This is a genomic window from Algoriphagus antarcticus (assembly GCF_002150685.1).
In the GTDB taxonomy this organism is placed as follows: Bacteria; Bacteroidota; Bacteroidia; order Cytophagales; family Cyclobacteriaceae; genus Algoriphagus; species Algoriphagus antarcticus.
The window spans coordinates 116813-127696 of record NZ_MSSW01000013.1 but is presented as its reverse complement, the minus strand read 5'-3'; the positions used below and the strand labels follow the sequence as shown (position 1 = coordinate 127696).

General features: G+C 41.6%; 8 protein-coding genes. 5 read left to right on the top strand and 3 right to left on the bottom strand.

The window, feature by feature from the left end; translation table 11 throughout:
• Positions 1-67 precede the first annotated feature (67 nt).
• A complete protein-coding gene (locus BVH04_RS07860; RefSeq protein WP_086540920.1) occupies positions 68-1489 on the bottom strand; it encodes an alanine/glycine:cation symporter family protein in 1422 nt (473 codons plus the stop codon).
• A gap of 245 nt (positions 1490-1734) precedes the next feature.
• Between BVH04_RS07860 and BVH04_RS07855 the strand changes: the two genes are divergently transcribed.
• Positions 1735-3006, top strand: coding sequence for a hypothetical protein (locus BVH04_RS07855; protein WP_086540919.1), 1272 nt, complete (start codon positions 1735-1737; stop codon positions 3004-3006).
• 75 nt (positions 3007-3081) lie between these two features.
• On the opposite strand, the gene BVH04_RS07850 is transcribed toward BVH04_RS07855, so the two are convergent.
• Positions 3082-3441, bottom strand: a complete 360-nt coding sequence (locus BVH04_RS07850; RefSeq protein ID WP_086540918.1) for a VOC family protein — start codon at positions 3439-3441, stop codon at positions 3082-3084.
• A 282-nt stretch (positions 3442-3723) separates the two neighbouring features.
• Between BVH04_RS07850 and BVH04_RS07840 the strand changes: the two genes are divergently transcribed.
• Entirely contained in the window at positions 3724-5067 is a 1344-nt protein-coding gene (locus BVH04_RS07840) for a Gfo/Idh/MocA family protein (protein WP_086540916.1), read from the top strand.
• Between the two features lie 195 nt (positions 5068-5262).
• Here BVH04_RS07840 and BVH04_RS07835 read toward each other — a convergent pair whose 3' ends face one another.
• Positions 5263-6132, bottom strand: coding sequence for an AraC family transcriptional regulator (locus BVH04_RS07835; protein ID WP_086540931.1), 870 nt, complete (start codon positions 6130-6132; stop codon positions 5263-5265).
• 351 nt (positions 6133-6483) lie between these two features.
• Between BVH04_RS07835 and BVH04_RS07830 the strand changes: the two genes are divergently transcribed.
• From BVH04_RS07830 to BVH04_RS07820, 3 genes are all read left to right on the top strand, one after another.
• Positions 6484-8451: an FG-GAP repeat domain-containing protein gene (locus BVH04_RS07830; RefSeq protein ID WP_086540915.1), complete on the top strand. Its 1968-nt coding sequence runs from the start codon at positions 6484-6486 to the stop codon at positions 8449-8451.
• A 104-nt stretch (positions 8452-8555) separates the two neighbouring features.
• Positions 8556-9899 carry a DUF3748 domain-containing protein gene (locus BVH04_RS07825; protein WP_086540914.1) on the top strand — a complete coding sequence of 448 codons (1344 nt, stop codon included), beginning with the start codon at positions 8556-8558 and terminating at the stop codon, positions 9897-9899.
• 1 nt (position 9900) lies between these two features.
• Positions 9901-10842: a dihydrodipicolinate synthase family protein gene (locus tag BVH04_RS07820; RefSeq protein ID WP_086540913.1), complete on the top strand. Its 942-nt coding sequence runs from the start codon at positions 9901-9903 to the stop codon at positions 10840-10842.
• Positions 10843-10884: the final 42 nt, after the last annotated feature.

Genomic DNA, 10884 nt, shown 5'->3' with positions numbered 1-10884 from the left:
TTTTTCTTTTTAACTACACTGTGCCCTCTGCGTTACCCTCTGGGCTCCCCGCGGTTAAAGCCAAACACTACTTCCAGAAATCAGCATTGTCGATTCCAACATCCTTTGCAATGAAGACTGGATCTTTGCCTTCTTTCTTCTGTCTTTTATAATCAGCCAATGCTTTGAAAGCTGGCTTTCGTAGAAGTATGATGGCTATGATATTGAGCCAAGCCATCAATCCTACACCGATATCACCCATAGTCCAGGCCATCTCGGCAGTTTTGATAGATCCATAAAATGTAGCTCCCAAGATAGCGATTCTGAGTACCCAAATTCCCCACTTGTTGTGTGTCTTCCTGATCAAATAACTCAGGTTAGTCTCTGCGATATAGTAATATGCCATGATCGTGGTAAAGGCAAAAAAGAGCAGAGAAATAGCCACGAAACCAGCCCCAAGGGTAGGGAATTGAGAAGCAACGGCATACTGTGTATATTCTGGTCCATAAGCTACTCCTGGAAGATTTTCCACTATAAATCCTCCTTCTGGGTTTTCTACATTGAACTGGCCTGTGAATAAAATCATCAAAGCTGTAGCCGTACAAACAAACAGCGTATCTACATAAACTGAAAATGCCTGAACCAATCCCTGCTTCACAGGATGACTTACTTCGGCTGCTGAAGCTGCATGAGGCGCAGTTCCCTGTCCAGCTTCATTGGAGTAGATTCCTCTTTTGACACCCCAAGCGATAGCCATACCAAACACCCCACTGAAAGCAGCTTCCATATTGAATGCTGATTTAATGATCAAAGCAAAAATCGCAGGTACTTCAGTGATGTTGATAGAGATAATTACCACCGCCATCAGGACATAAGCTGCAGCCATAAAAGGAATTACAACTTCTGCTACTTTACTGATTCTCTTGACTCCTCCTAGGATGATCAAACCCATAAATACAGTCACAATAATACCTGTGTAGAAAACCGGTACACCAAAAGCGTTGTCCATGCTCAAGGCAATACTATTACTTTGGACTCCCGGCATGAATACAGCTGTTGCAAGTATCGTTGCAAAAGCAAAAATCATTGCATACCATTTCTTACCGATACCTTTTTCGATATAATAAGCAGGCCCACCTCTGTACTGCCCGTCGTTAACTTCCTTATAGATTTGGCCAAGAGTGGATTCTACAAAAGCCGAAGATGCTCCGAGAAATGCAATAGTCCACATCCAAAAGATAGCTCCAGGGCCTCCCATGGCGATTGCTGTCGCTACACCCGCAATATTTCCTGTTCCTACTCTTCCCGAAATGGCAATTGCGAAAGCCTGAAAAGATGAAACGCCTTTTTCAGATGATTCTCCTTTGAATAGGAGTGTAACCATTTCTTTCAGATAAGTGACCTGAAGAAATTTGGTGGCAAAGGAGAAATAAACTCCGGCTGCCAGGCAAAGAAAGATCAGAGCATTACTCCAAACAACTGCATTAATTGCTTCTACTATTTCTTTCATATTTTGATTTTAAAACTAATAATTTCTGAAAATTACTCGGATTTGGGTTTATTTATGAACCCGAAGAAAAGAAAAAATATGCGATTAACGCAGAAGAATCATTTTAAATGGGCGTATTTCCTGATTGATCGCCTTTGAAAATTAGGTGTTATTAGAAAAAGCTTTCTTTTTATCCAGATTATCAAATCGAGATTATCGCGAGATAAAGTTAGTTTTGAAGTAGGTGAAACAAAGATCCCCGCCCAATGACTTTAGGAAATAAATCAAGTGATATCCTGCTCAATCAAAAACCTGAACGAAGCTATGTGATTTGGGGTCTCTGGCTCTTTTTGATTGCCGCTGTGTTGGGTACTAGTATGCGTTTATTTTGGGTGATGGAGTTGCCCTTTTTCGAATATACGAATGTACTGCACGCACATTCTCACCTCGCGATGCTGGGTTGGGGATTTACGATTATTTGTACACTTTTTACTTATTTCCTGCATGGTCGGCTCCAGAAGCCAATATTCTATCGATGGTCATTACTTGCTAATAGCATAGTCTGCCTAGTGATGACGGTTGCGTTTATCCTCAAGGGCTATACGATTTTGAGTATTTCATTGCTTACTGCGCATTTGCTGATAGCTTATTTTCTAGGCTATTTATTACTGATAGATCTAAAAAAGCTACCAAACCAAACAGCAGCCTTGCTCGGAAGATGGGCGATTTATTGGATGTTTATTTCCACGTTAGGTGTATGGCTTCTGCCCATAGTGATAGTGAATTTCGGTAAGCTTGACCCCCTTTATTCAGCCAGCATTGAGTTTTTTCTCCACTTGCAATTTAACGGATGGTTCGTCTATGCGATTTTGGCCTTTCTGGTTTTGGCTTATGAGCGAAAAGGCATCCTATTAGAAATCAGCAAATGGGAGTTCTGGGGCCTACAGATTTCATTAATACTCACGTATGGTTTGCCAGCTTACTGGTCATATCCCTTAGCGATACTTAGCTACTTCAATGCACTGGGAGTGGCCATTCAGCTGGTTGTATTATGGAGAATCCTTATTCCGATGTTGAAAAAAAGCAGAGAATCCCACTATGGCAAAAGAGAAATAGGTGATTGGTTAGTTTTGTCGGGCATCCTATCTCTTTTGGCTAAGACGGCTATGCAATCCACCTTATTGCTTCCAACTTTCCTACTGGCTTCTTCAGAAATCAGACATTTCTTTATAGGTTTTATACACCTGATTATGCTGGGGGTTTTTACAATGACTAGTTTGGGTGTGTGCCACCAAGCAGGGATCGTTCCTCAAAATAACCTGTCAAAACTGGGATTTGTGATGCTGATCTTCGGGTTTATTTCCACAGAATTGGTACTATTTGTCCAAGGACTTCTGCTTTGGAATTCATGGGGTTCCATGCCTAATTATCATGAAATTATTTTAGCCTTCACTATTTTACTCCCTATAGGAATAGCGGTAGTAATTGCTTCTTTTTTCTGGACCTTCTATAAGATAGCTCCCAAAACTCTTTTATGAAGGGAGGGAAATAAAGACTTGGAGCTAAAGAGGTAAGAGAAAAGCCAAGAAATTAATTTCAACTAAAACAGCTATTTATTTACCATATTCTATCAACTCAAATCTATTTCCCCAAGGATCTCTGAAGAAGCAACGGTCTCGACCTTCTATAAGCGATGAGAAACTGATCTCGATATTTTCTTTTTGCAGGAAGGCCTTGGCTGCTTCCAAATCCTTTACCACCCAAGCTGAATGTCTGGCGGAAGCGCTTTGATGGTCATCTTCTTCTCGGATATGCAGTTCTATTTCGCCAATTTGTATCCAAATAGCTCCATTGGGATGAGTTCCGGGGATTTCTTTAAGTAGGAGTGTTTCTGTGTAAAAACGTTTTACTTCTTCCCTAGTATTCGGTGGGATAGTGATCAGCACATGGTCTAAGCGCTCAATGTCAATCATACAATACTTGATTTAAATGAATTTTTTTGGAAGTGAATGATGAGATAAAAGCTACCAATTTCCAAGAAAGTATTATAGAAATATTTGGCTATGTAAGCTTTTTTTAAAATGGTTGGATCATTTAATGCATTAGCATAGTTGGGGTTCAGAAAGTATTTTCGAAAATTACCAACCAGACATCCAATTTTCACTTTCTATTTTCAGAACATTGTTGCAGATTGGATTTATAGTGTGTGACGTAAGAAATTTAAAAAAAGCATAAACCCTAAAAACCCTATTGCTATGAGCAAAGAATCCTCTAGAAGAAGTTTTATCAAAAAAACCGCAATTGCAGGTTCGGCAGCCTTGGTGCTTCCCACCTTTATACCAGCTTCAGCTTTTGGAGCAAATGACAGAATTAATGCAGCCGTACTGGGAATAAATGGCAGAGGCAAAAGTCATATTCAAGGATTTATGGCTCAGAAGGACGTGCAAGTCACCACCCTATGTGATCCGGATATGAATCTTTTGAAGGAAGGTCAGAAATCCTTTAAAGAGAAGTATAGTACCGATGTTGCGCTGGAGCAGGATCTAAGACGAGTGATGGACAATAAGGACATTGATGTAATAAGTCTTGCCACGCCAAATCACTGGCATGCATTGGCGACGATCTGGGCCTGTCAGGCGGGTAAGGATGTATATGTAGAAAAGCCAGGTTCGCACAATATCTCAGAAGGCCGTCGGATGATAGAAGCGGCGAATAAGTACGATAGGATAGTCCAGCATGGTGTCCAGCTACGTAGCTCACCAGCAATCCAAGAGGCAATAGAATTAATGCGAGAAGGGTATATCGGACGAGTATATATGGCTAGGGGTCTGGTTTTTAGAATGCGTGGAGATATTGGCGACAAGGGTCTTTCTCCTGTTCCGGAGGGATTGGACTACGATCTGTGGACAGGCCCTGCTCCAAAAGCTCCCTTTACACACAATCTGGTACACTACAACTGGCACTGGCACTGGGACTATGGAAATGGTGATGTAGGAAACCAGGGAATTCATGAGACAGACCTTTGCATGTGGGGACTCGATGTAGGGCTTCCTACCAAGATCACTTCCATGGGCGGAAAGTTCCTTTGGAATGACAGCAAGGAAGTGCCTGAAGTATTGACGTCCATATATAACTATCCTGAGCAAAATAAAATCATCCAGTTTGAAGTGCGCCCATGGTACACCAACCCGGAAGGTGGAGCTACGGTGGGTAATATTTTCTACGGAGACAAGGGATATCTAGTGGTAGATGGCTATGATAAGTATGAGACCTTCTTGGGAAATGATCGAACTCCGGGAAAATCAGGTGATGACGGTGGAGCTGCAGCCTCAGGAATGGACAGAGGAGCAGGGGGGACCGATGGCCACTTTGCCAACTTCATAGAGGCAGTGCGCAAGCATGATAAATCTATCCTGAACGGCCCGGTAGAAACAGCACATCTCTCTTCGGGATTGGCTCATCTGGGCAATATTGCCTATAGACTGGGACGGGTTTTAGACTTTGATCCAAAATCAGAGAAATTTGTCAATGACCCTGAAGCAGATAAAATGCTAACTCGTGACTATAGACCGGGTTTTGAAGTTCCTGCCAAAATCTAAAATGTTTTATTTTTTGCCCCCAGATGAACAATTTGGGGGCATTTTTATGACAAGTGGGTTTTGATTAAAAAACCCAAAAAGATATTTTCAGATTAATACCTTGGACGGTAAGATATCTTTAAACCCAAAAAACGGGTTTTACTTAGTTGGTTGTATATGAAAATCAAAAGCAATTGATGAAATAAGCTCTAACCATCAAGACAAGTTTTGTTTCTTATAGGTAAAAGGAGTCATCCCAGTGACTTTATTGAAATGCTTGTAGAAGTTCGAGAGTGTATTGAAGCCACAATCGTAGCAAATCATCTGAGTTGACTGCTTGTTTTCCTTCAACGCTCTACAGGCATTTGAAATCCTTATTTCAATGACAAATTCGAAAAATGTCTTGTTGGTCATGGTTTTGAAATAGCGACAAAACGCAGAAGGGCTGAGATTGGCGAGATCGGCGATTTCCGAGAGGTTGATTTTATTTCCGTAGTTAGCCAAGACGTAAGAATAGATTTTTTCCAGTCTGTCCATTTCAGATAAGTTCGACAAATGGCTATAGGCATATCCCGGTGAGATCGTGCTATACTCCTCTGTTTCGGATAGAATTTTTATAATCTCAAGGAGAAGGATAATACTTTTCAAGCTGACAGTTTGCTCTAATTGCTGAAGCAATTCCGCAAGTTTCACTTTAGTCTCTCCCTTGATCACTAACCCCTGTTTTGCTTTTTCAAATAAAGCAGGAATACTTTGAGCCTCTGGCAGCTTTAGAAATTCCTGGCCGAAACAATTTGGATGAAATTGAAGGATATAGGCAGCATTTTTCAAATCAGAATTCTCCTCAAAATATTCCTCTTTGTGCCGCCAAGCATGAGGGAGATTCTCGCCCAAAAATACCATTTGCCCATCAGAAAAATTACTTATGCTATCACCTATGTATTGTGTGCCATCTCCTTTGACGATATAGTGAAGCTCCAGCTCGGGATGGTAATGCCATAGTTCTCCAGTAAGAGGTTTAGGATCAAAGCGTATTATAAAGGATTTTGCAGGTTCGAGGGGTACTTTATGAAAATGGGCTTTCATTAGGTTTTCTAGTCGTATTTGGGTTTTTGGTACTCTGATTTGATTTCGTGCAAAAGAAATCTGAAGTTTAAATATAAGAATCAATACTATGATTTTGTTTTGTATGATCTTACATATAAGTCAAAAATGTTAAGATAGTGGAATATGTTACTAATAATGAATAGACTTCGCATAGAAATTCAAGTGATATTTAACAAAGTAAATTCAAGACGAAGTAACGTAGCTCTGCAAGATTTTATCTCAATAGGGCATCTGACTATATTTTAGTTGGGTTTCTTGTTCAGAATGAATAGGACTGAAATACAGTTGGAATTTTGAATACTGAACAAATAAACCCAAAAATAAGAAAACATGCACCTCCTTTCGCAGGTAAATAGCTTCCTTAAAAAAACGATTTCACTGAGTATAAGCGCTGCTTTCCTCTTGAATTTGACCAATGCGCAGCAAGTAGCTAAGGACTTTGAAATCGTAAAATACAACAACTCAAACACAACTTCTTTTTTGGGAGTTGGGCTTTGGGCTTGGCCGTTGCCGATGGATTACGATGAAGATGGAGATATGGACATGCTGGTTTCCTGTCCTGACAAGCCATTCAATGGACTTTACTTTTTTGAGAATACTTCAGGAGATGATTTTCCTGATTTTGCCTCTCCTGTTCGGCTGGGAGATGCGATCAAAAATGTGCAGATTTCTCATATCGAGCAAGGAATGAGAGTCAATATTCCGGGAGTAGAGCTGGTGGATTTTAAGACTAAACTGGCGAGCAATGAAAAGGTTCTTTTTGATGCAGAGGAGCTGAAGAAGGGTTTTGAGAAGGTTCGCTTTAACCAGTGGAAAATGGTTGATTACGAAGGAGACGGCGATCTCGATATTGTAGTTGGGATTGATGACTGGGCTGACTACGGTTGGGACAATGCCTTTAATGACCAAGGGGTTTGGATCAATGGACCTCTTCATGGATTTGTGTTCTTACTTGAAAATCAGGATGGCGAATATGTAAATAAAGGAAGGATAGAAGCTGGAGGAGAAATGCTCGATGTCTACGGAGCGCCCTCTCCAAATTTCGCTGATTTTGATGGAGACGGTGATCTGGATCTGATCTGCGGAGAATTCTTGGATCGCATAACTTACTTCGAAAATATTGGAACCAGACAAGAGCCAAACTATAAAGAAGGTGTTTTTTTGAAAAATGATGCTGGTCTGATTAAAATGGATCTGGAGATGATTATTCCTGTCGCGGTGGATTGGGATAAAGACGGGCATGTGGATTTGGTCGTTGGTGATGAGGACGGACGAGTTGCTTTAGTGAGGAATACGGGAAAACAAATCGACAAAGTGCCTCAGTTTGAATCTCCAAAATATTTCCGTCAGCAATCTGATAACCTGAAGTTCGGTGCTTTGGCTACGCCAGTAAGTGTGGATTGGGACAATGATGGAGATGAGGATATAATTACTGGGAATTCAGCAGGTTATTTTGCGTTTATCGAGAACCTGGGTAGAGGAGTGAAACCTGTTTGGAAAGAGCCAAAACTTCTGGAAGTAAGCGGTGAACCAATCCGTATCCAAGCTGGAGAGAACGGCTCAATTCAAGGTCCAGCCGAAGCGAAATGGGGTTATACCACGCTTTCTGTGGCTGACTGGGATGGGGACGGGAATAAGGATATCATTTTTAATTCCATCTGGGGAAAGATCGAGTGGATAAGAAATACGGGTTCTGGCCTAGAAGCTCCCAAACCTATCAAAGTAAATCGTGGAAGCGAAGCTGCAACTTCTCCTGCTTGGAACTGGTGGAAATCAGCGCCTGATGAATTGGTCACCCAGTGGAGAACCACTCCTTATGCGATAGACTGGGACAAAGATGGTGTGATGGATTTAGTGATGCTGGATTTTGAAGGTTATTTATCCTTTTTCAAAGGAGTAAATGAAAATGGTCAGCAGGCAATACTTCCCGGAAAGCGGATATTCTATGGAGATAAAGCTTCTATATATACGAATAGAGACAAAGCTGAAAATGCTGAAAGTGGCCCCTTACGTCTGAACAATGCCGAAGCTGGAGGTAGTGGCAGAAGAAAAATCTCCTTGGTGGATTGGGACAACGATGGTGATTTGGACCTTCTAGTTAATAGCGTAAACGTTACGTTGTTTGAAAATATCAGTCAAGAACCCAACAAAGTAATCTTCAGTCATAAGGGTCCGCTATCGGAAAAAGTGCTGGCAGGACATACCACGAGTCCTACGTTCGTCGATTGGAATAAGGATGGCGTGTGGGAGATTTTTGTGGGTGCTGAAGACGGTCATTTTTATCATTTCCAAAGGTGATTTTCTTTCAGAAAAGCCGATTGTCCATTTTCAGAGCTTTAAGCTTTCTACTACTTTTAGCAGGGCTTTTTACCACATTTTATTGTAAACCCAAGAATTCAACCATGAATCAGAATCCTGTACAACTTCTAGAAATCCAGCTAACCATTGATCCTTCAGGGCACTTTTTAAACCAACGACAGGCTTTCTCTCCAGACGATAAATGGCTGGTTTATGACACTAGGAATGATGAAACAAAAATCGGGGAGAATGCTTCTATTCAACTTGTGAATGTGGAGACCAAAGAGGTTAAAACCATATACAAATTGGAAAATCAAACAGCCTTTGGGCCTGGGACAGGCGCTGTCAGTTTTCATCCATCCCAGAATAAAGTGGTTTTTATTCATGGCTTGATGAATGCTTCCGAGGCTAATCCCTATGGTTTTACCAGGCGATTCGCCATGCAAGTTGATCTGGATAATGCCAATAAAACTGAACCTATGGAAGCTCGGGATGTGAATGAGCCATTCACAAAAGGTGCTTTGCGTGGAGGTTCACATGCCTATTCCTACAGAGCAGATGGACATTGGGTGAGCTTTACTTATAACGATCAAGTTTTAGCACTAGCAACTGAAACCAATCCCGACGTCCAAGACCTGCGAACCGTAGGTGCATTTATCGCAGGTGAAAAAGTTGCTATCGATGGAACGGGAGACGACGAAAATTTTGATGGGAACAGTTTTGCGATTTTGTTGGCAGAAGTAAAAGCCAATCCTGCGCCCGGTTCAGATGAAATCAGCAAAGCCTACGAAGAAGGCTGGGTAGGAAAGGACGGTTATACCAAGACTGATGGAAGTAGCCAAAAAGTAGCACTTGCATTCTTGGGAGATGTACTTTCAGTGTCAGGAGAGAAAGTAACGGAGGTGTTTATTGCAGATGTTCCTGATGATATTCTAAGCCTTATGGGCTCAGTGACTGCAGGAAGTAAAACCACATTACCTTCTGTACCGAAAGGAGTGAAGCAACGGAGATTGACTTTCACCACTGCGAATAAATACCCAGGTGTACAAGGTCCAAGGCAATGGATGAGATGTTCTCCGGATGGCGATGCCATTTATTTTTACCAAAAAGATGATGACGGAATTGTACAGATTTATTCTGTTTCACCAAATGGAGGAGAGGTCAAAGCTATTACTTCAAATGACTTCTCGGCAGATACTACGTTGGGACTTAGTGCCGATGGGAAATACCTCGCTTATGGTGCAAAAGAAGCAATCTATGTCACAGCTGTCGCAGACGGAAAAACTACCCTTGTATTGCCAGAACCCACAAATACCAGCACTCAACTCAGCAATATCAACTGGTCAAATTCCGGCCAAACGATCGCATATAACAGACAGGTAGCCCTCAACGGCGAAGCGTTTTACCAGATTTTTGTATTAGATCTTACCACCTTTTTAAAACAATAAGATGCCACATTTAACAAATATCAAAGCACCATTACGAGGTATTGTTCCACCAATGGTAACCCCACTTAATAGTGATGGATCGCTTGATACGGATAGTGTGAAAAAGCTCATCGAGCACTTAGTATCCGGAGGAGTTCACGGTATTTTTATTCTGGGCACTACCGGTGAATTCTCTGGTTTGAGCTATCAGGTTCGTAGAGAATTGATCACGCAGACTTGCGAGCAAGTCGGGGGAAGAGTGCCTGTTTTGGTAGGAGTTACCGATGTGTCCATAGAAGAAAGTATAGCCTTGGCTGAGTTTTCAGCTGAAGCTGGAGCCTATGCGGTAGTGGTAGCACCTCCTTTCTACATGAATATTGACCAGCAGGAATTGACTCACTATTACCTCCAATTGGCAAATGCCATTTCATTGCCGATGTTCCTGTACAATATGCCATCGCATACCAAGTTGACCATAGAGGTGGGGACCGCTGTTCGACTTTCAACACATGAGCGGATTATAGGTCTGAAAGACAGCTCCGCTCATGCCGTGTATTTCCAGTCCTTATGTCACGCGTTTAGAAATCACCCAGACTTTGTGCTGATGGTTGGACCAGAGGAAATGATGGCAGAAACAGTGCTGATGGGAAGTCATGGTGGAGTTTGTGGCGGTGCAAATTTATTTCCTGAGCTATATGTGGCATTATATGAAGCTGCTGCGAATAGGGATTTTGAGAAAATAAAGGTCTACCAGGAATTTGTAATGGAGATCAGTCAAAACATCTATCAGGTAGGTGCCTATAAATCCAGTTACATGAAAGGCTTAAAAACTGCATTGTCTTTTGCGGGCCTTTGTCAGGCACAGTTTGCTCCTCCATTATATCCATTTTCAGAGCAGGAGGTTGAAGAGTTGAGAAGCAGAGTTGAAAAGATTACCAGTGTTTTAGATCTTAAAGAAGTTTGATGGATTTAGTTAATATTATAGGAGAAACTGATTTTCCCTACA

Bases quoted from the DNA above. Each gene is read 5' to 3' on its own strand.
- BVH04_RS07860 (WP_086540920.1), bottom strand. From the start codon at position 1,489: ATGAAAGAAATAGTAGAAGCAATTAATGCAGTTGTTTGGAGTAATGCT.
- BVH04_RS07855 (WP_086540919.1), top strand. From the start codon at position 1,735: ATGACTTTAGGAAATAAATCAAGTGATATCCTGCTCAATCAAAAACCT.
- BVH04_RS07850 (WP_086540918.1), bottom strand. From the start codon at position 3,441: ATGATTGACATTGAGCGCTTAGACCATGTGCTGATCACTATCCCACCG.
- BVH04_RS07840 (WP_086540916.1), top strand. From the start codon at position 3,724: ATGAGCAAAGAATCCTCTAGAAGAAGTTTTATCAAAAAAACCGCAATT.
- BVH04_RS07835 (WP_086540931.1), bottom strand. From the start codon at position 6,132: ATGAAAGCCCATTTTCATAAAGTACCCCTCGAACCTGCAAAATCCTTT.
- BVH04_RS07830 (WP_086540915.1), top strand. From the start codon at position 6,484: ATGCACCTCCTTTCGCAGGTAAATAGCTTCCTTAAAAAAACGATTTCA.
- BVH04_RS07825 (WP_086540914.1), top strand. From the start codon at position 8,556: ATGAATCAGAATCCTGTACAACTTCTAGAAATCCAGCTAACCATTGAT.
- BVH04_RS07820 (WP_086540913.1), top strand. From the start codon at position 9,901: ATGCCACATTTAACAAATATCAAAGCACCATTACGAGGTATTGTTCCA.